Source organism: Paenibacillus phytorum (assembly GCF_013141715.1).
Classification (GTDB): domain Bacteria; phylum Bacillota; class Bacilli; order Paenibacillales; family NBRC-103111; genus Paenibacillus_E; species Paenibacillus_E phytorum.
On the sequence record NZ_WHOA01000074.1, the window covers coordinates 1 to 22,022 of the forward strand.

General features: G+C 44.7%; 11 protein-coding genes and 1 pseudogene. 1 reads left to right on the forward strand and 11 read right to left on the reverse strand.

Annotation, left to right across the window (positions count from 1 at the left end):
- Positions 1-173 precede the first annotated feature (173 nt).
- Positions 174-758, reverse strand: a pseudogene (gene sigK, locus GC098_RS10090) (RNA polymerase sporulation sigma factor SigK); the annotation flags it as partial.
- 429 nt (positions 759-1,187) lie between these two features.
- Entirely contained in the window at positions 1,188-2,228 is a 1,041-nt protein-coding gene (locus GC098_RS10095; RefSeq protein ID WP_171643051.1) for a YeiH family protein, read from the reverse strand.
- A gap of 173 nt (positions 2,229-2,401) precedes the next feature.
- Between GC098_RS10095 and GC098_RS10100 the strand changes: the two genes are divergently transcribed.
- On the forward strand, positions 2,402-3,283 hold the full coding sequence (locus GC098_RS10100) for a LysR family transcriptional regulator (RefSeq protein WP_171643052.1): 882 nt from the start codon (positions 2,402-2,404) through the stop codon (positions 3,281-3,283).
- 214 nt (positions 3,284-3,497) lie between these two features.
- Here the strand turns inward: GC098_RS10100 and GC098_RS10105 are convergent, their stop codons facing one another.
- The 9 genes from GC098_RS10105 to GC098_RS10145 all read right to left on the reverse strand — a co-directional run bounded on the left by GC098_RS10105 (position 3,498) and on the right by GC098_RS10145 (position 21,948).
- A complete protein-coding gene (locus GC098_RS10105) occupies positions 3,498-3,881 on the reverse strand; it encodes a hypothetical protein (RefSeq protein WP_171643053.1) in 384 nt (127 codons plus the stop codon).
- Between the two features lie 519 nt (positions 3,882-4,400).
- On the reverse strand, positions 4,401-4,805 hold the full coding sequence (locus GC098_RS10110; RefSeq protein ID WP_246358533.1) for a HupE/UreJ family protein: 405 nt from the start codon (positions 4,803-4,805) through the stop codon (positions 4,401-4,403).
- A gap of 23 nt (positions 4,806-4,828) precedes the next feature.
- The gene (locus GC098_RS40775) at positions 4,829-4,963 is read right to left on the reverse strand and encodes a hypothetical protein (protein ID WP_281366936.1); all 135 of its coding nucleotides are present in this window, start codon (positions 4,961-4,963) and stop codon (positions 4,829-4,831) included.
- Positions 4,951-5,214, reverse strand: a complete 264-nt coding sequence (locus GC098_RS10115) for a hypothetical protein (protein WP_171643054.1) — start codon at positions 5,212-5,214, stop codon at positions 4,951-4,953. Before GC098_RS10115 ends, GC098_RS40775 begins: the two co-directional genes overlap by 13 nt.
- A 412-nt stretch (positions 5,215-5,626) precedes the next feature.
- Positions 5,627-8,806, reverse strand: coding sequence for a beta-N-acetylglucosaminidase domain-containing protein (locus tag GC098_RS10120; protein WP_171643055.1), 3,180 nt, complete (start codon positions 8,804-8,806; stop codon positions 5,627-5,629).
- Positions 8,807-8,840: 34 nt separating this feature from the next.
- On the reverse strand, positions 8,841-13,202 hold the full coding sequence (locus GC098_RS10125) for a family 20 glycosylhydrolase (protein ID WP_171643056.1): 4,362 nt from the start codon (positions 13,200-13,202) through the stop codon (positions 8,841-8,843).
- Positions 13,203-13,503: 301 nt separating this feature from the next.
- Complete coding sequence (locus GC098_RS10135) at positions 13,504-20,139, reverse strand: discoidin domain-containing protein (RefSeq protein ID WP_312880026.1); 6,636 nt, start codon at positions 20,137-20,139, stop codon at positions 13,504-13,506.
- A gap of 950 nt (positions 20,140-21,089) precedes the next feature.
- On the reverse strand, positions 21,090-21,293 hold the full coding sequence (locus GC098_RS10140) for a hypothetical protein (RefSeq protein WP_171643057.1): 204 nt from the start codon (positions 21,291-21,293) through the stop codon (positions 21,090-21,092).
- Positions 21,294-21,456: 163 nt separating this feature from the next.
- Positions 21,457-21,948, reverse strand: a complete 492-nt coding sequence (locus tag GC098_RS10145; protein ID WP_171643058.1) for a thioredoxin family protein — start codon at positions 21,946-21,948, stop codon at positions 21,457-21,459.
- Between the last annotated feature and the right edge of the window lie 74 nt (positions 21,949-22,022).

The following is a 22,022-nucleotide window of genomic DNA, read 5'->3' on the forward strand; positions in this document are numbered from 1 at the left end:
ATAGCCACGAACTCTCCATGATCAATATCTAGCGAGACGTCATCTAATGCTTTAATCGTTTCCTCGCCCATCGTATAGTATTTACTAGCATTCTCGATATGGATTAACGTCATAACCTTCACCTCCATTACTTGCACTAAGTCCAAATAAATGAAGTATCTGATTCATTACCCTTACCGCTTCGCCTTATAAAACTCATGATAAAGCTTCATGAGCGCCCTTTTCTCAATCCGCGACACATACGACCGCGAAATCCCCAGCTCCTTCGCAATCTCCCGCTGCGTCCGCTCTTCTCCACCTAATTCGAGCCCAAACCGTCCAACCACAACTTCCTTCTCACGGTCGTCCAATATCTCCAGATTACGGTAAATTTTGCTCTTCTCTATCTTAAGCTGCACCTTATCCACGACGTCATCGGCTTCCGTACCGAGGATGTCGATTAAAGTAATTTCATTCCCCTCTTTGTCCGTTCCGATGGGATCATGCAAGGACACATCTTTGCGCGTTTTCTTCAGTGAACGCAGATGCATCAGGATCTCGTTCTCAATACAGCGAGCCGCAAATGTCGCGAGCTTGGTCCCTTTGTTCGGCGAAAACGACTCGATAGCTTTGATCAAGCCTATCGTCCCGATGGAGATTAAATCCTCCAGATCTTCTCCCGTATTGTCGAATTTTTTGACGATATGAACACAAAGCAACGTAAATTCCCTTTCAAAATGCTCATAAACAGAAAAAGAGCTACCTCTTGGCAGCAATTTGGAGATGTGAACTCTCGTTTGAAACTTTCGGTATAAATAAGAGCTGATCAGACTTGAATAAAACCATGATTATCTAGGGGTTCAATAACAATTTATAATGCTTAATAGAGCTTACATGCATGCCCTCATGATACAACGTAAAATTAAGAAAATCTCCGAAGGTTTCAAGTATAAACCCGCTAGACTTCGAGCACCTTTAGGGTGTTATTTCGCGCAAATTCCAACTGTTTGAACATCAAAGTTTCCATTTAATCTACTCCTTTATTGCGAATAAGGTGATTTTAGTTAACACAATTGAAGCAAATTTGATTTGAGTTCCGCGTTTCGTTTCAGTTCAGTCGACCTCTCTCCTGAATATGAAAAATTCCGATGCTTTAAGGCTTGTAGCCACATCGGGACCAATTTTCCGCAAAATTACTCATGTTGTTGTTATTGCAATCCAAACAAGAAAATGAGCACATAACCTAGAACAGAAAGCAATACCGATCCAATAAAACCCGCGGCAAATGACTTCATTCCCAATTTACGAAATGTGACCAGATCCACACTAAGTCCAAGACCGGCCATGGCCATCGCTATCAATAGATAAGCAACAACGATAATTTGGTTAGTAAGTTCTAATGGAATCATACCTAATGTATTTACACCACTCATAATGAGGAAACCTAAAATAAACCATGGAATCGGAATTGACTTCCAGATTGCCTTTTGAGTGTTGGTATTTTCTGTTCGTTCCAACCGATTTGCCCAGATTCCTAATACGATGGCTACAGGTACCAGGAGAGCAACTCGCGTTAATTTCACAATAACAGCAATATCGACCGCATCTTTGCCACCAGGAGCCGCCGCAGCTATAGCATGCGCAATTTCGTGAAGTGTTGCACCCGAGAAGATACCGTAACCATGCGTTGTTAAGCCTAGTACTGGATAAAGAAACGTGTAAAGAAGCGTGAAAATGGTACCCAAAATTGCAACCGTCGCCGCCCCAATAGCTGTCTCATCATCGTTGGCCTTAATTTGTGGCGATATAGCAACGACAGCAGCTGCCCCACAAATTGCAGTGCCGCAGGCTGTCAGAATGCCCAAACGTTTTTCTACCTTAAACAACTTCGCTATCCCATAAACAACAAAAATCGTAAAAACAATATTGATGACAGCAATGGCCAGGACCTTTGGGCCTGCTTGAACGATATCAATCAAGTTCAATCTCATTCCCAACAAGATAATGCCATATCGTAAAAGCTTTTTGCTTGAGAATGAAATTCCCGCCATTGCATGTCGAGGGACACTTATAGCGGCTCTCCAGATTATACCGAGCAATATAGCTATCACAAGCTGTCCCATAATACAAAGAAACGGAAACCCGGCCACGTATTTTGCACCAACAGCAAGAATTAAAGTTAAGGTAATTCCTTGCGCGAATCCGAATCCCTTATTTTGTTTGTTTGGTAAGGCCAATGCATTTGTCATTATCCTCACTCCTGTCGTCAAATTAAACTTCGTTGTTTTATATTCTCACTATAAGATCATTCCAATAATAAGTGAAATACCAATAACTTATCTGTATCATGAAAAAAACTTATGATTGTGTGTTATACTTTCGTTCAAAGTATTTGTACAATGTTGTTCAAGGAGGTATGGAGATGATCGTAGATACACTTCGCGTTTTTGTTACTGTGGCAGAGCAAAGGAATTTCTCAAGAGCAGCAGAACTGCTAAACTTGTCCCAACCAGCCGTCTCCTTACATATTCGTAATCTTGAGAATGAATTTAGCGCTAAACTCATGCATCGTTCGCCAAAACATGTTGTACTTACCGAGGCAGGAGAAATTCTCTACAGGCAGGCTAAACAAATTCTCTCCCTTTATGAACAAGGGAAGCAAGACATCCATTTATTAAATCAAAAAGTAACGGGATCGATTCAAATTGGAGCTAGCTTTACCATTGGTGAATATATTTTGCCGCGGCCGCTTGCGGAATTTGCAGGTCAATTTCCAGATGTCGATATATCGGTGAAGATTGCAAATACCGAGGAGATTTCGCTTGCACTCATTGCAAACAAGCTTGATTTAGGATTAGTTGAAGGTCATGTAACACAGAATGATCTCCAAATTACCTCTTATATGAAAGATGAGATGGTGCTGATTGCACCTAACAACCATCCTTTAAGCTCAAAAAAAACCGTGAAGCCGGATATGCTCCATGATTACACCTGGATTTTCAGGGAACATGGATCCGGTACACGGTCTTTCAGCGATCAGTTTATCCATACGACTGGTCTACGAATCAAACAGTCATATGTATTTACCAGTAGTCAAGGGGTTAAAGAAGCGGTTTCTGCTGGTTTGGGGATCTCCATTCTCTCACGCTGGATTGTTCGCAAGGAACTAGAATCAGGAGAGATTAGTGCTATCCCTCTTAGCCCCAAGTTGTCGGAACGCAATTTCTGGATCATTCAAAATAAGAATCATTCCTCGACGATGGCTATAAACATGTTTATCCGTAAGCTATTAGAGCGTAACTAAAGATTTAACTTTCTTAGTTAAACCACTTCAATCCACATAGACTCGCGAATGGCTCTTTTTTATTTCTTTACCATCCTGGTCATGTTCCGAAGTGTAATAAAACCGCGCTGCGCGCGGATCTTTATAGATATATATACTTGTCCTCTTACATTTTAAGATATTTATTTTAATTTAGAGTCATAGACGTGAAGATGGCTTGAGAATATATAAATAATTACATTAAACTTTCAATAATTCTTCTGTTGCTATCATCCAATTGAATTATACCGGCCATTGGACCAGGCCATCTTGGGATGACTAAAAATGGACTTAAAGTGGTTCTATGCTCGTAAATCGCATAGTACATTACCCTCCCCTCTTCAACCTTTGTCTCATAGTTACTAATGAATCCTTTTTCAACGATTATCCCTTTTTTTATTAAATATAAGTAGTACGAAACACCACCGCTCTCTATGTCTTGTCTCAAAAGGTCACAACTTGGTGCGCTACTGTTAAAAACATATTTATCTTCTCGATCTGGATAGTATTCATTGTTTTTTCCACGACTTCTAAACAAGTAAGTTTTCATAAAAGCTCCCCCATCAATGTTTTTCGCCACGTTATCATTAACTTCACCTAATTATTAATAAATTGAAGTGTAAGCAATGCTAATATAATATTAAATTATCAGTTGTCCATAAAGTATCCTAAAAACATGCATTATTAACACAAAAAGTGAACTTTTTTCGATATTTTCAATATTTTCTAGAAGAAGTATACTGCAAGCCGTATAGTTAATTTTTAACGTCGGATCATCTTCACGTAAGTGGAGAGATCTTTTTATTATTATTTCAGTTTTTCTTATTATCGTTTAATCAAGATATTCAAGACATCTTATTTAACGTTAAGAATTCACGAACTATCCATGGCCTAAAACAATTCTTCGTCGATGACGTGATTGTTCCCAATTCGCGCACATTACCATCAAGAATGGATTGGCGGTCAACCCTCCCACATCTCGCAGAGTCTACGCTACCACATTCCTCATACACAATAATAAAAAAGAGCTAGCACAAATACCGCTAACTCTCGAAGACGTTGAAATCATCATTTTACGATACCACGGGAACCTTCGCAGCTAAATCAAGAGGGGCAGTACTAGGGATAAGATCATCAGTTGGCCCGTTTCTACACCTAAATTGAACGTCAGGAGCGTGCCAATCAGATTGCCCTTTGGAAGTCCTGTTTCAGCCAAAGTCCCGGCGAAGCCCATGCCATGAACTAGGCCAAATAAGGCTGTCAAAATCCATCGCCATTTCGCCTTTTGGACAAACATATTTTCCACGGCCACATAACAGATCGTCGCCGCAATCAACGCTTCAACCCAAGACGGGATAACATGAAGGCGGTCCGACGCCACCAAGAAAAGTGCAATGCTGTGAGCGATTGTAAAAGCAGTAACAATTTTCAAAGCATCCTTGAAGTGAGATGCGATTAATACTAAGGATAACAAAAACAGCAAATGATCATAACCTGTATTCAATGAATATTCTTGATGGTATATTTTTATTGCAAGATCGCTTCGGCTACGATTGCAGCAAGGTCTACAATGTCACTCTTGCTGTCCTTCTTGACATCCGTTTTCGCGTTCCAGCCCGCCTGACCTTGTTGTTTGCCGTAAGCCCCTGCTACGATTGCCAAATCTCCAATCGTGACACCTTCACAGAAATTGTCGTAGGGGGTGCCTGCGCTCCAGCTTTGAACGTAAATTTGAATGTCAACAAATCGCCTCCGGCGAGCACGCCTTGGGTCTCGCCCACACTGGCTGCAATAATCCGAATAGGTCCCGGTACCAACGGCTCAACGCCAACTACTCTGTAGATCGCTTTTGCTTTGACTGAGGTTCCAACTACCGTGCCGTTTACTGTAAATACTCCTGCATGTGATACCATATCTACAGTAATAGGGGCCCATGCAACGCAACTAATCCAGTTGTTCCATCGTTGTAAACAGCCTCAACCTGTGCCGGATGAACAGGGATGACCCCTACGTTCGTATCCACTGCAATGTATGTTTTGCACGTTGTTTGCAAATTATCAGAGTTTGTCTCTAAGTAGATACATATTCTGCATCTTGTAAAGTTTTGAACGCCGAACTTAATGCTTTACTACGAAATGAATCGACAGTCTCTACAGCAGAAACTCCAAAAGGTCCCAGTTAACATTTTGGTTGGATAAAGCTAACGCCTCCATCCCGTCGATTCAGTCAGTATATATGTGGAATCTAATTTTGAAAAGGGCTACCCCTAGGTCGTTTCAGACCTTTTGGGACGGCCCCTTCTATTGATTTACGCAATCGTCAATCTTATTGCTGCAAAATTTTCTTTGCCACTCCAGCTAGGTCAATGATGTCGATCTTATTGTCGTGGTTGAGGTCGGCATTCTTCGCGTTATTCCAATCCGGACTTTCGGAAGTCATGCCATAATGCGACGCTATGATCGCAAGATCGCCGATGCTAACTTTGCCATCGTTATTTATATCTTCTGAGGCTCGCGTAATAATCGATGCCTTAAAGGTATCGAACGCCTGCTGCAATGCGGCGACAGCAGCAACCACTTGTTCTTGCGTTGCGTTCGAATTATTCGTCACCACATTGGCCGCATCGATTGCCGCTTGAAGCAACTGCTTCGAACCAGCTGGGTACTGGCCGATTTGCGTTCCTTCAGCTGCAGCATCATGCGCCGCTTGCGCTTCGCGAATAAGATTATTCAGATCCGATTTATTAACAGGAGGAAGTGTGATTTGAATGCCCATCGAAGCTGAGGCCAGTTTCGTTTCCGTTCCCTGATAATCACCCAAAGTCATATCGGATACTGTGATGAACCCTTTCATCGCTTGCGGTACGTTTTTCACTTTGAAAGTTAGTTTCAGCAGCTGCGCGCTGCCCGTGACTCCATGTTCGGCACCCTCGCTCGCCGTAATCAGACGAAGTTTGCCAGGCGTATTCTTCGCAGTTGCGAGCAGACTAATACCGTCCTGAAGCGTATCAGCCGACACAAACTCCATCGTATTCGGATCGTAATCCATGGAAATGTCCTGTGCATACACACTTTCTGTCACATTATCCAGCCCGACTTGAAGGGTGAATTCCTTACCGGATTGGACTGTATCATCGCCCATTAATGTAACGGATGGCTCTTTCTGTATCGCAGCGGAAGTTATTTTAAACTCCCTGACAACTACCCAGAAATTTTGCGTGCCCGTTACTCGGATGCGGACGAATCTTGCCTTCTGATTATCAACCGGAACATTGATCTCTGTTTGCTCTTCCAAAGTAACGAGCGGCGTCCAATTAGCTCCGTCCATAGAATATTCAAGCACGCCATGATGGATATAATCGCTCAAGCTGCCGGTCTTACCCATTAATACCTGAACGTTCGAGACTTTCTGCACTTCATTGAGATCAACGCCGAGCGTGTCGCCTATTGCTGGTGTGTTGTCACTCCAGAAATAAGTGCTAAGATTTCCATCAAGCATTTTAGCAGGCGTATTGGTTTGGTAAGTTCCCATCGTCGTAATTGGAAATGGAGTTGCCGGAACACCTAACCAATTGTCGTTTTCCCGGATAGCGCGCGTGAAGAAATTTTCAAACACTTGATTCTCTTTGGCCTCGGTAATGGCACTGATTTGTGTCTTGAGATTAGTCAGGGCCTCTCTGTGCGATGCCGCTTGCTGCTTATTATTTAGTTTCTGGGAGAGCAGCATTTGAGCCGCTTCTACGCCCGCTTTTCCGTACAATTCGTCCTTATTCAGGTAATTATTAGTCTCAGCGATAAAGTTAGCGTTACTCAGCGTACTGCGCAAAATGGCCGGCGCCTGCTGCAGCTTGGTGAATTCGGCTACTAGTTGATTCGCTGCGTCCGTTATCGTTCCACCGCTAGTGAAAGCGGACCATAAGGTATCGATTAACGGTTTCAAAGTCAGCGACTCCTTAGCGTTAAGTGGAGAAGAATAATGGTTCTCGGCAAAAATTTTCAGCGCATTGACAGCCGCTCCACCGAATCTCTTGATGCTGAGCTGCCAAGCCTTATCAGGATCATACGCCTGCGGGTTCCACAGATAGTCTGCAATGGAAAAGAGCGCAATCTTGGACGCTTCCGCCTCATTCATCGGATTGGCGGTAAGGCCGATGATCCCATGGTCGGCTAATCCGGCATCTCGGTTATAAAGCGGACCTAAGTATATCTTATCTCGCGCGTAATCGTTCACTGGGTAGTTATCCCAGATCAACAGATCGTGCTTATAAATCGCTTTCGCTTTATCGGCATCCGATGTGGAGATTCCGGCAGGTACGACGGCTGCACCCGTCCACTGCACGATAATACTTGGATCAACTAACGCTGAAAATCGGTTGATATAAGTCGTTGTCGTGATATTGGCATAATCCGTTGGAACCGTGATCAAGCGGTGAGCTCCTGGATGCGTGTCGATAAATTCCGTTTTGAACCGATTGAGCAGGAAAGCTTGCCCAGCCGCTGGCGGGCTGGCATCGCCGTTGAACTTCGTTCTATCGGCATTGCAGGTAAGTGTTGCATTAATATCGTCGAGGAATATCGCATAGGAGCGTACGCCTTTATCCCACATGACTTGCGCTTTTGCCGTCAGAGTTTGGAAATCGGTATTGTCCGAAAAGCACATGGTGTTGCCTGGGGAAATGGCGAATACGAATTCCACATGTTCCTGCTTCGCCTTATCGATTAACTCGGCAATTTGCGCCACTTTATCGGCCGGATAAGGATCTCTCCACTTATCCCGGTGGTAGGGATCATCTTTTGGCGCATAGATGTACATATTCATTTTCTGCTGCCCATAAAAATCCAGCTGGTTAAGCCGATCTTCATGTGACCATGGATCGCCGTAAAAACCTTCAATAGACCCGCGCCAATTCATCTTCGGCCAGTCTCTGACCATAAGTCCTGGTATTGAATAGCTGGAGTCCTTGGCGGTAATCACTTGACGCAGCGTTTGTGCCGCGTAGAAAGTGCCGGTTTGATTTTTGCCCGCAAGAACGATACTTTTGTGGCCTGTTTGGTCGATTCCTGCAGCTAGCACGTATCCATCATCCTTTAAATCTTCCGGTCCTGTTACACCCAAACCTTGCAGTACTGTAGCGGAAGCATTGTTCTCAGACGGTCCGCCAACCCATACATTGACCGCAGCGTCGGGAACGGCGCTGCTATCATTGGCGCGCTTGATGTTCTGAACCCCGGCATTTCGCAAAATAGTTTCTACCGCTTGAACGGCTGCCGAGTCCGTGCTGCCACCTGTTACGAGCCCTACTTCCGTTGGGATTGCAAATCCGTCGCCCAGTAAAGAAACCGATTGCGGGATAGGTGAAATTTCAGGAACGGTACCGGCAGACGCAGTCTCAGCCGCTTGAGAAACAGGTACGTTAAATAAAGGAACGGCAATTGTGACTGCAAGCAGAAAAATGGTCGTTTTCTTGTATAGTCCATTATTGAAAATAGATTCTTTAAAATTCATGTACATGCCACCTTTTCAATAAAATTAGCAATACTTACTGAATGATTTTGTTAGCGATGGCTGCAAGGTCGCTGATGTCGATCATGTTGTCGTTGTTCATGTCTGCGAGTTTGACTTGATTCCAATTCGGACTCGACGAAGTTTTGCCGTAATTCGCAGCTGCAAAGCCCAGATCCCCGATGCTCACTTTGCCGTCGTTGTTCACATCTCCCGGAATGCCTACCGGTATTTGTGTTACTTGGACCTTGATCAATGAGGCGTCTGCTTTCGTTTCGCTTCCTTTGTCATCGCCGAGCGTTGCATCCGCTACCGAGATGGTCCCCAATGCCGCTTGCGTCACGTTCTTCGCCTTGAAGACGATTTCGACGAATTCAACCGTTCCGGTAACGGCATTGCCGGCGCCTTGACTCGCTATGATTAGGCGCAGCGTGCCCGGCTGATCCTTCGATTCGACGATGCTTACGCCGTCTTTCGTCGACTTCGCCGAGACGAATTCCATTACATTGGCATCATAGTTCAGCTTGATGTCTTGACCGTAAATGTTTAGTGCCACGTTCTTCAGTCCGAAGCGAATGGTGAATTCGCTTCCTGCGAGAACGGAGTTCGCACCGCTAAGCGTAGTTCCAGGAGCTAGTGAAACGACCGCTTCTACGCTTACCTTGCTAACAGCAGTAAAATTGCCTTCTGCCGTCGTGACGGTAATGTCCGTGCTGCCCGCTTTGAGCGCCGTCACGATAGCTTTGCCGTCTCCGCTATCTACCACTTTAGCAATGGTTTCGTCGCTGCTCGACCAAGTTACGTTCTTACTCGCCGCCTCGTTCGGCTGTACAGTGGCGACTAGTTCCGACGACTCGCCTACTTTCAGGGCAAGCGCAGTCTTATCAAGCTGTACGCCGGTTACCTCTATCGGCTGAGAACCAACCCATTCCAGAACCGATAAAACCGGTCTATGATCAGAAGCAACATCATCCTGAATGGCTTGAGCGTTAACTACACGCCATTGATTATTGTTTCCGTACATGACATAGTCGATCTTACCGCCCTCTTCATTGGTCCAATCCGCAATCCCCGCCGTAGCGTCTGTCCACTTGCTCGTTAAAGATTTAATCGTATCTGACTCCGGAGTTGCGTTGAAATCACCAGCCAAAATGTAAGGAGAAGTCGAACCGTAAAGTTCAATAATCTTATTTACTTGATTTGCTTGAATGCTCTTCGAGCTCCACTCCAGATGTGTTCCGGAGAACGTAAACTCAGGCAGACCGTTTGTTGGCGCAATCTTTGCCGTTAACACAACACGCTGCTCGGCTCCGCTTGAATTCGGCAGAAACGTTTTCTCCGAAGAGGTAATTGGATAACGGGAAAGCAGCGCCACTCCGTATTCGCCACCGGACAAGTCGATAGCCTTACCGAAAATTACATGCATTCCCGTCAATTCAGCCAATTTCGCAGCTTGATCTACGTTGCCGCTTCTTGAGACATTTTTATCCACCTCTTGCAAGGCAACGATGTCCGGATTCAATCTTTTAATCACATCAGCAATGCGAGGTAAATTTACAATATTATCATTCCCTGCGCCATGATGAATGTTGTAAGTCAGGACACGCACTCCAGGGCTCGACAAGGCTTCTACAGTAACTGTGCTTTCCGCTGCAAAGGCGCCTTCCGTCGTTGTCACCTTGATCTTCGCTGTTCCCGCAGTAAGCGCAGTAACGATGATTTCCCCTCCGATCGTCGCCACTTTAGCAACCGTTTCGTCGCTGCTCGACCAACTCACGTTCTTATTCGTCGCATTATTCGGCAGTACAGTGGCGACAAGCTGCGCCGTCTCGCCTGCTTTCAAGGCAAGCGACATCTTATCAAGCTGAATGCCAGTTACAGGTACTGTCACTGTCGTACTCGGCTGATACACTTCGAACTCGAATAACGAGTATCCATAACTGCCGACCCGTTGAATACCCTGCATTTTCACATAACGGACATTCTCTGTCGGGAATTTGATGACTTCTGTTCCGCCCACTCCCGTACTCGTCGTGTAGACATCCTTCCACGTTTGCGCATCGTTCGAAACCTGGATTTTATACCCTTTAGCGTAAGCAGCTTCCCATTTCAAGATCACCTTGTTGATATCGCAGTTTTTGCCGAGATCCACGTAGATCCATTCGTTGTCGTTGTAGTTGGACGACCATCGGGAGGTTTTCGACTCATCTTCATCAAACGCCAGGTTAGCCGATAAATAATCGACTTCTGTCGAAGATGCCACTGCCGGCTGGCGTGCAGCTATGTTAATCATCGACGGCGGAGAGCCTGCGGCAACCGCGATTTCTTTGTCGGACAGCACCCGGTCTACAATCCTTAAATCATCCAATGCGCCTTTGAACGCCTGAGTTGCACTGCCCACAACAGCTGCGGGAAGCATCGTCGTATCCGGTAGTTTATCTACCAACTCACCGTCTATATACAAGGATGTTCCCTTTAAATCTCCTTTCAATGCGACATGCACCCAACGTCCTGTCGGAATCGCCGAATTGAAGCTGTAGTCAAAGCCTTCCCGAGAGAAGCCGGCTTTGCCCGTTTCCTTTTGCTTCAATTTGATCGCACCGTCTGCGGATTCGAGCAGAATCGCTTCCGGTTGCGAGTTGTCGGTCATATTGACCCAGGCCGATACCGTCCATGGGAACCCTTTCGTTGTCAAGCCGCTCGATATGTGGTCGTTTGGATTACTGAATACAACAGCCTTGCCTGTCTTGCCGTTCGTCCACTTTACTCCGCTCAAAGCACCGTTATAAGCGTTGCCGGAAGTATCACCAGCCGTTAGACCGCTGCCTTCGTCAAACGGATAGCTGAGCACCGTTTCGGATTGCGTTGTGACTCTGCGAAGCAAATTCGTATTAGGCGCTTCGCCGATCACGCTGCTAATCTGACGGAATTGGGTGTAAGTCGTGTCGCTTGACTGGCCCCTCCACATTTTCTCCGCCAACGTCGGCAGCGCGTCTTTCACGCGATCATGCACATCTGGAGCGCTAACTTTTTCACCTAACAAATCGTTCCATACTGCGAACATGCCGCCAAGCAGTTTCGGATTGTCCGCGCTTAATTTCAAGGTACTGCTGAAATATGTGGGCTCCCAGTTTTCATACAGCCACTTCGTGTTCAAGTAGTCATAGTAATAACCCGCTTTAGGTACGATATACAGCAAGCCGTCTGTCGTGTTAATCATTTTATGGCCTGCGTTCACCGCATCAATCGGATTTTGCCAGCCATTATTCCAGCCGTTCATCGTAATATCGCTGTCCACCGGAGTCGTGCCCGGGAAGAAAGACAAGCTGCCCCACATTCTTGCGGTCTTGCCTTTGCTTTTGAAAAGGGAATTCAACGTGTTTAAATACTGGCGGTATGCCTCAACCGTGCTTTTATCATTTCGATCAAACTCATCCGCACCGATATGAATTTCTTTGGCATCAAACCAATTGCCGTCCAAATATTCGCTCCAGACGTCTTTGACGAACTCAACCGCCTCCGGGCGGGTAATGTCCAGATGGTCAAGCGGCAGGTTGTCTTTCACCAAGTCGGGTCTGACTTTCGTAAAGGCAAGAGCATGACTAGGCGTGTCAATCTCAGGCGTGATCGTCAAGCCCCGGTCTTTGGCAAGATCCTGCAGCTCGCGGAATTCCAGCTTCGTGTAGTGTCCGTCTTTGGCCGTGAGTTCAGGGTACTTGGTACTTTCCAACCGGAACGCCGAATATTTGTTCCATTGCCCCTGTCTGTCGCCTGTAGCAAATTCGTTATCGCTCAAATGAAGTTGAAAGTCATTCATTTTGTAGTACGACATGAATTTCACGTAGTCTTTCAAAAAATCCATCGTAAAAAACTTACGTCCCACATCAAGCATGAACCCGCGATCTTTATACTTCGGATAGTCTTTGGCCTTTCCTTTGACAATGCTGGCCTTAGTCGTGTCCTGCTGCAAGATTTGCAGCGCCGTTCTGGTTCCGTAGAACACACCGGTGATCGTGTTGGCATGTATGTTGACAACATCGCCAACTTCGAAATGATAACCTTCCTCTCCGATCGAAGTGTCTGTTTGCTGGTCCAAGGTAAGAAAGAAATCTCCAGGAACCGGAGAATTTGCTTGTACGATAGCAACATCGCGACCTGTAATTGCCTTTAAGTCTTCTTTAAATACAGATGCGGTTCTCGCTAAATCGCTTGAAGGCGGAATGACAATCCGTGATTGGCTTCCCAATGTAAAAGTGCCCGTATCCCCTGTCCATTCCTGCAGACTTGGAATGACTTTCGGTTTCGAATTCGTGCTTGTTTCGGCAGCAAGGGCCGACTGGAACGGCAGAGAAATCAATAGTAATGTGGCCAAACAGATGACGCTGATCATTTTTCTCATTATTTTCACCTCAATGATTTGTAATAAATCAGACGTTTAACCGTCGATCAAAATAGAATTTAGACTTTCTTCATTCTTGATCTACCTCATCAGCCATTTGATATATCGGAAGTCTTCTCGTAGAAAGGGCTGCTTTAAAGCAAAGATTGCTTGTGAGTCAGCCCTATTTGTTTCCCTCTTACTCTAATATTTTGTGAGCCTCAAACGCCAAATCAAGAATATCAATTCATATGAACAAGAAGGGACAGGCCAAAAGCAATCATTCGTCTGTCCTCTTTGCGAATATGCTGATGGCATATTTTTATTGCAAAATCGCCTTGGCTACGATAGCAAGGTCTACAATGTCAATCTTGCCGTCCTTATTGACATCCGCATTCGCGTTCCAGCCCGCTTGACCTTGTTGTTTGCCGTAAGCCCCTGCTACGATTGCCAAGTCTCCAATCGTGACACCGCCTTGTCCATTGACATTTGCGGTTATCCGCTTGGTGTCAAACACTTGGACTGCCGCTTCCAGTGCGGTTTTCGCATTATCCACTTGCTGCTGAGAAGCATTCGAATCGTTTGCTATCGCGCTTGCCGCATCAATAGCCGACTGCAATTGCGCTTTGGAGCCACTTACATACTGTCCGTCCCCATTTCCTTCAGTTGCCGCATTGTACTTGGCCTGAGCGGTTGAGATCAGAGCATTCAAGAGCGACTTATCTACGACTACGACTCTACTAATTTGTATCTCTCGCGAAGCTCCGCTGACCTTCAATTCATCCCCTAGTCCATTACCAATGACAACATTGTTCACAGAAATTGTCGTAGGGGTTGCCTGAGCTCCAGCTTTGACCGTAAATTTGAATGTCAACAAATCGCCTTCGGCAAGCACGCCTTGGTTCACGCCGACGCTGGCTGCAATGATCCGGATTTGTCCTTGCACCGCTTCCTTCTGATCGATGACTTTCAACTCGTTTCTCAGCGATGAAACCGAATCGAACTGTAAACTCGCCGGATCATACTGAAGAGTGAAATCTTGAGCATACATTTGCTGGTACACACTTTGCGTAATGCTCAATCCCATCGTTACATCAAATGTCTGGCCAGGGGTCGCCTGCTGCACACTCTTCAATGTAGTTTGATTTGTCACCGGCTCTACCCCATCTACTCTGTAGATCGCTTTTGCTTGGACTGAAGTTCCAGCTACTGTGCCGTTTACTGTAAATACTCCTGCATGTGATACCATATCTACAGTTACAGGCGCCCATGCAACGTCAACTAATCCAGTTGTTCCATCGTTGTATACAGCCTCGATCTGTGCAGGTAGTGTTGGTATTACCCCTACGTTCGTATCCACCGCAACAGACTTGTAATCTACAATCATCTTTACAAGTTCGTTATTCGTTGAATATACCTCAAATTCTGTTAGACCAGGTTCACCTTGTTCACTCGGAGAAGAATTTGTAAACTTATTATCAGGGTCAATTGTGAATTTAATCCAGCTAGTCACAATCGGCTGGTCAAAAACAACAAAGTTGTCAGGTTTTCCTTCCCACTTCATATTCTCTACCTTCTTGCTGCCTCCTTCCCATTCCAAAAGCCCTTCTCCAATCTCATTGATCTTGTGGCCACGGTCGATCAGGTTCACCTTACTGATAGGTAATGGAGAAGCGAAATCCAATTTAATCCATGGAGCCTTGGTATTATCACTAGGAGATGATGCCCAACTTGTATCCTTATTACCATCTACCGCTTTCATACCAACATATCTGGCATCATCAAACCTGACCGACTTTACGGATACACCCGCTATACCGGCAAAGTTTCCAGCTAAAGCTGAAATCGTCTCCAGATTGGTCTCCAGGGTTACTCCATCCAAAGTTACATTCGCTTTAACAGTCGAAAGGAATGCATTGTTCAAATCTCCTTTGATCACAATTGTATTACTGCCTGGAACAGCCTCTAATCTTGAATCACTGAACGTATACTGTACAGCAGCTCTTGATAAATCTGCCTGTTCGCCAGAACTTAATGATCCCACTAAAGTCCCGACAATCGGTTCGTTCTTCTTGATGAATTTGTTATTAAAAGAAAGCTTAACATCTTTTAGAAATGGCTTTAGATTTTCAGCTACTACTCTGTAGATCGCTTTTGCTTGGACTGAGGTTCCTGCTATTGTGCCGTTTACTGTAAAAACGCCTGCATGTGATACCATATCTACAGTAATAGGGGCCCATGCAACGTCAACGAATCCAGTTGTTCCATCATTGTATACAGCCTCGATCTGTGCAGGTAGTGACGGTAATTTACCTAAGGCCGTATCCATAGCTACCAATTTATAATCTACGATAGTCTTTACCTCATTTTTCGCATTAAAGACATTAATCTCCGCAGCCGATGCCCACCCGTTTACGCCCGCCGTTGCTTCGAGCTTGACATACGATGCATTCATCGGTGTAAAAGTTGCGACTTTCTCCACACTGTCGTTTGCCCAAGTTCCGCTTGCAACCTTGGCAAAGTCCACTCCATTCGTACTTACATAGACGTTATATCCCGTAATCTTTCCGTTATCGCCGCCTGATTGCCTTGGCAAATACGCGATTGAATCGATATTGTAGGTTCCTCCTAGGTTTAACGTAATCGATTGGGGGAGTACGTCAGATTTATTCCACTTTGTATGCCAAATCGTTCCTAGGTCTCCGTCAATCGCCATTGAGGCTGCGTTGTTATCCCCAGCAGTTTCCTGACTTGTCGCCGTTGCCGTCATTTGTGACTGAGGGATAATATCCTTAACTGCAGCAATTGTCATAGGACGACTTTCAACGGTTAACCCGTCTAGAGTAACCTTTACAACAACAGTCGCTTTAAATCCACTACCTATATTGCCTTTAACAATGATTGTATGGCTGCCCTCAACAACAGATAACCTTGCATCACTAAATTGATATTCTACAGTAGCCCTTGATAAATCTGTTGTTTCTCCTGTGTTTAATAGGCCTTCAATTGAAGCAATGATTGGTTTATTGGATTGAATTGTAGTTTTATTTAGAGAAAGCTTTGCATCTCTCAGAAAATGGTTTAGAACTATTTTTCCGTCAGCATCTACAGTAGCATAGAAATAATCGCTTGCTGTGATGTCACCCTTCTTAACAGAAACAGTGATCTTGGCCTTGCCTTCTGCCCCGGCTGTAATAACCCCATCTGCGCCAACTGCTGCAATGGATGGTTTGTCGCTTGTGATCATGATGTTCGCATCGGTTAGGTCCAGAGGTTCACCTAAAAAGGAATAACCTCCTACATCAACCTTTACCGTTTTGTTGTCCGCACCGATTTTGGGATCAAGCTTAATGTTGGCAAGTCCTGTTAAATCTCCTAATGAGAATACCTGAGCCTCCAGCACATCAATCGGGCTGCCGCCTTGACCGCCGCCTGGGAAGGATACTCTTACATAACGTGCCTGCACGTCGGGTTTGCTCGAATCAACTGGATAGTTGTAATACAAGCCCTCTTGCTCCCAAGCATACAAGGTTGTATCGCTTTTCGGAACTGCCAGTGTATTTCTCGATGTCGGCAATCCACCGCCGGACAATGTGTTTGTTTCGTTGCCTGCTATCCAATTTGTTCCGTCAACGCTATACTCAATTTTCACCTTCTTCGGCACGTTGTAGTAAGTAACATTGTCAGCATTCGGCATATGGTGATTAAAGAAGAGATTAATGCGGTTAAGCTTTTGCAGTTTGCCCAAATCATACGTCATACTCGGATTTGCGTCGCTTGCCTGCGCAGACCATTTTGCGATGTTTCCGCCAGTGGAATCATTGATAATGCCGTCAGATAATTTGTTTGCGTTACTGCTGTCGCTTGTAACTGTCGGCGTAATTCCAGCTGCAACATTTACATCCGGGACCAGTGTAATGTAGTTACGCGTTGATGTATATGTCTTTCCGTCTATAGTGATGTCAGCCCAATAGCTGTACATCGTAGGTGTGGAAACTTTCTCTTTAAATTGCATGGTGTTGCCATTTACAACGAACGGTACTTGAGCTGCTGGCACTTCAGTTACATTGATTTTACCTGTAGAGTTGTTACGCTTACCATCAACGGTTGCATAGTGGTACTTAATATTTGTGCCGCCCAGAATATCAACCGTGCCGCCTTTTTCTGTGAATCCCTGGAATGTCACAGGTAGGTCTTGGTTTGTGGAGAATTGTCCCCAGAACAAAGCGCCTTTTGTGAACATATTAACACCAACCAGCGGAAGTGCAGCTGAAATCGCACCGCCCGAAACCTTTACAGGATATGTATCGGTCTTCACCTGAGGAGCGTTCACACCATCATTATAGGTTGCCGTAACTGTGATTGTAGCTGTACCGTCACCGACAGCTGTTACCACACCTGTTGCTGGGTCTACCGTTGCTACGTTTGTTTTATCACTCGTGTAGCTAAGTGCAGCAGGCGCGAAAACATTGGTGTAGTTATTCATATAGCTCTCTGCTCTAAGTTTCAGTTTGTTTAGTTCAGTTTGGCTGCTGAACAATTTAACACTTGTCATTTTGTAATTTCGATCAGGATTTTTTGTTGTAATTTTAATGACTGTATCAATAGGGTCGGCAACAACACTTTTAGTGTCAATTGTAATATAGGTTTTGCCATTGTTTTGTTGAGTTGTGAATGGCAGAGAAACACCCTTGTTCAGCCACTCGACCTTGTCAACCGGGTAATCGAAGGGACCAATTCCGCTCATCGAGGCTTGGCCGGTAAATCCTGCCTTGCTCACATTGGGAATCAAGTTTTTGATCATGTGCATATAGACATTTTGGTCACGGGACATGGCGTAACCCCAATCTGGACCCTGACCGCGGACGATAGCCATCTGAGGGTCGGTTTGCCAGCCTTGTTTAATGGTGTAATCCATGGTGTATGGCAAGGTGCCGTACATCGACTCACGCAGGTCCGGACCGCCGGCATTTGCCATCCATTTTGCAATGGAAGTACGCATACCTAGCAAATTCTGTGTTTCAACAGGCACCATTGAGAAGATATTTGTGTTATCCAAATTACTATTCAGGTTATCCATACCGCGGGTTCTACCAATGGTCTGGTCATAATTCATGACATAACCGTGTCCGTATTGGTCAATGATTTCCTTTGCTAAATGAATCCAATTGTCGCGTTCGTTACCACCTGCGTATACTGCCCAGGTATCGAATGCCGTTGTAAATGGATCGTTCCATTCCTCATGAGCGACTTTTTTTGTTTGTTTCTTAATACCGTCGACCCAGGAGCCAGAATTATAAGGTTCAGAGTACCAGAATCCACGCTCTTCAAGTGTAATATCTTGGTCACCCGTTAGAGCACTGGGATTTGCATCAATTAAAACACGGTCGTTATAGTTGCGGGCAGAACTCCACGACACGTCAACATTTTGATGGCCTTCAGGACCACCATCGACAAAGAGATACCATGGATTGTATCTTGCTACCAAACCTTGCATGTCGGTATCCATAACAGAAACGTCTTGACCTGCTGGGTTGTATCCTGGTGATAGGTATATACCAAACTTCATGCCGTAGCGCTCGACAGCCTGCTTGGCCTGCATCACTCTGTCTTTGACATGCCATTTGCCGTCCTCAGACTGGTATAAAGCATTGTATTTATACAAATTGTTGCTGTCGTTCGGGGTTAAGATTGCGTTAGGTGACGGCCAGTAGTAAATGGTGTTTTGCAAGGATTCAGTCGAAAGCATGTTCATTCCCAACTCTTTAGCTGCCTGTGCCCACGCGTCATAGTTGTAGTTCGGGTCATAAAGGTTCGGATAGGTGCCTGTGGTGTGTGACAGCGCTGACATCTTGCCCTCAATAAACCAATCAACCGGGTTTTCCTTGACCGTTATCGTATATTGCTGTGTTGCAGATGAACCTTGAGCATCCGTTACCTTCACTGTGAAGGCATAATTTTTTTGTTTTTGTGATATGCCTTGAGCGCCGTCTGCAACCTTACCTTCAATGTGACCGTCGGATGCCAATGTCAGACCGGGCGGCAACTGACCAGCGGCAATTTCCCAAGTATAGCTTGGATTTCCGCCCGCAGCCTGGAATGTAAAAGGAGATGCCTGCGGGGCATTACCTGATGCATTCGGTTGGTTGTCGAGTGTGGGAGCCATCCATACATACGGATTTTCATCGTAAGCAATTGGAAGTGTGTTTGAAGGATAGTCGTTTGCCGGGACATTTGCATTGCGGGCATCAAATGCTGTTTTATCAATCGCAAGGCCCTGTGTAACAATGTTCAGTTGGTTGTTGGTTACGTTTGGTCCTGTTACAGAGTAGGTTAGACCCGAAATTGCATTTCCGCCATTGTCGGAAAGTCTTGCATAAAATCCCAAAAAATTCCTTTGAGCGTTAGGGTTTTTATGCTGAATTTCAATGAGCAGTTTGTTCCAACCTTGTTTTAAATTGACTGAATATCTTGTACCGGTCTTGTTCAGACGAACTGGAATCTGATCTTGTTGTCCACTGAGAATATCGTTGGCAAAAAGTTTATACACACCCGAACCACCTACCTGCCACTGAACCGATTGTGCTGTGGGGCTGTAAACATAGGTCGCGGCCACTACCCACTTATTGAGTGTATCCTGCCCCTGTTTGACATCAAAATAACCCATCAGGTCATTGTAATCATCATAGTTGCGGTTGAAGATACGGTCGTCGAAATATTGCCAATTGGATGTTTCTGTGCTGTTCGGATCGGCAAAAGCCTGGCCAATGACAGGAACGATGTTCCCAAGAGATTGCTCGTTGGTAAAAGGACCGGAAACCGCCCATTGGTTCATGTAGGGCGCGGTGCCGTTCGTTTGAGCCGCTTCTACATGATTCGTATTAATATACGAAAACGACGGAACCATTATAGCGGTTATTACTACTAAAGAAAAAAATCGCTTTAATTTGTTACTCACTGGATTATTCCTCCATTCAAATTGTAAATGACTCCTCAATACCTTAACTTTTTTATGTACGCATCATCATGACTCCCATCAAAGATAATTTTGATCGCTAGAGCATTTCTCTTCGTCTAAATGATATTAATAATGGATATCAAACTATATTTATCCATATTAAAACTCAACAAAAACTACATCACTCCTTCCCTTTGTGTTTGATCCACCGCTCCCATCCAGAACCAGCCTTAAATTTCACAGTGATGTGGGATTCAGGCTTGAAATGAGCGAATGCGTCCCGAAAGCCGCTAATTTGCTTTATATGTGCACACATTAGGTTACTGTAACGCTTCCGTAGCCTTGAAGGTGTGGTGGATCGCTGCAAGCAATACAATTTCCTTATTTCACCAATGCAAGAGATTGAAGTAGTCGGAATTTTCTTAAATGTAAACCTTTACAATTTGTGATGTGGATGTCGTGGATGATCTAGATGATTTTCGGAGAGTTTGAAAAGCAAAATAAGTAACGTTTGAAGCAAGAATGCAATAATTTCTGCAGATCCGATCATGCTTATTAAATAATCATTTACTTCGGAAAACAATACGATTTTGCAAAGACCGCAAGAATCTAGTACTCATGCACAATTTAGAAATACTTGAAGGCATATTTGATATATTAAATGGATAGTATGCTGCATGTATCGCTCCCCTCAAAAGTCGGATTTAACACCGATCATAAATTCATGTTCTCATAAAATAAACAACAAAAAATATAGAAAACTTCGATTTTTTAGAAAAATTCTTTTACTCGACAACATACTCCAAAATACGCAAATAGAGCCTTCAAATCCCTCCCCATCGTTACCTCTAATCTGCCTCATGGACAATGGGGGAGATCCTGGATCTCCTGCATTTCTATAACGATCAATCTATAAATTTCTTAAGCAATCAAGCAAACTTACATTCCATTCAACAGGTATGTGGTTGTTTTCGTTTGCAGCCGCTTTGGCTGCATCGATAGCCGACTTCAATTGGCTTTGGAGCCAATCGCATACAGTCCATCTCCATTACCTTCCACTTCTGCATCGTACTTCGCCTGAGCACAATCCGGAGTTGACCCGACGCCGTCTCCTTTTGATCGATGACTCGGAACCCGTCTTTCAGGGATGTCACCGAATCGAATTGCACACTTGCAGGGTCATACTTTTCACTTTGAAAAAGCTCTTAGGAATCCCCTTCGTGATTATTAAAATGATATGAATAAAATAAGAACAGCCCCGCTGCCGTGAAAATGACTGCAGGACTGTTCCCTGCTCTTGTTACCCATTATTCATGTTCATGAATCGTGCCCGTCTTCGTCACCAAAGCGAAAATGTTCAAAGTATTCATCGTATATTTTTTCCGATTTGTCACCCTCAGTCCAAGCAATCAGCCAACCATTTTTATAGTATGCGACTGCAGGAAGCTCCTTATAAAACTTTATTAGAGGAATTCCCTTTTCATTTTTCAAGCCTCGAACATTCTTGTATTTATGGAGATTCAATCGCTGAAGCTTTATTCCATTTCTCTCTGCCGACGCATTTATGATCGGCTCCATCTTCATGCATAGTTTGCAATTCGGTTCATACAAATAGATAAAACTTTGCACATCAGAGTTGATAGTGCCCATTAGCTGGGCGCTAACCTCTTGTACCGTTCCTTTCATTTCATTAAGACCAACCTGCGATTCGTCCATCTCAGTCGTTGTCCTGTCATACCAAATATTACCTATACCGAATAAGACGAAAAGAAGCAGCACACCACTCAATAGCCAATAATGTCTTTTCATGCTACTTTTCCTCATCTGCGATTCTCCTTTAAAAAAATTCTCATTCCAAAAGATAAGGGGGAGAATAATAGATC

Coding starts and splice junctions, on each gene's coding strand:
- GC098_RS10095 (WP_171643051.1), bottom strand. CDS start 2,228: ATGACAAATGCATTGGCCTTACCAAACAAACAAAATAAGGGATTCGGA.
- GC098_RS10100 (WP_171643052.1), top strand. CDS start 2,402: ATGATCGTAGATACACTTCGCGTTTTTGTTACTGTGGCAGAGCAAAGG.
- GC098_RS10115 (WP_171643054.1), bottom strand. CDS start 5,214: ATGGTATCACATGCAGGAGTATTTACAGTAAACGGCACGGTAGTTGGA.
- GC098_RS10120 (WP_171643055.1), bottom strand. CDS start 8,806: ATGAATTTTAAAGAATCTATTTTCAATAATGGACTATACAAGAAAACG.
- GC098_RS10125 (WP_171643056.1), bottom strand. CDS start 13,202: ATGAGAAAAATGATCAGCGTCATCTGTTTGGCCACATTACTATTGATT.
- GC098_RS10145 (WP_171643058.1), bottom strand. CDS start 21,948: ATGAAAAGACATTATTGGCTATTGAGTGGTGTGCTGCTTCTTTTCGTC.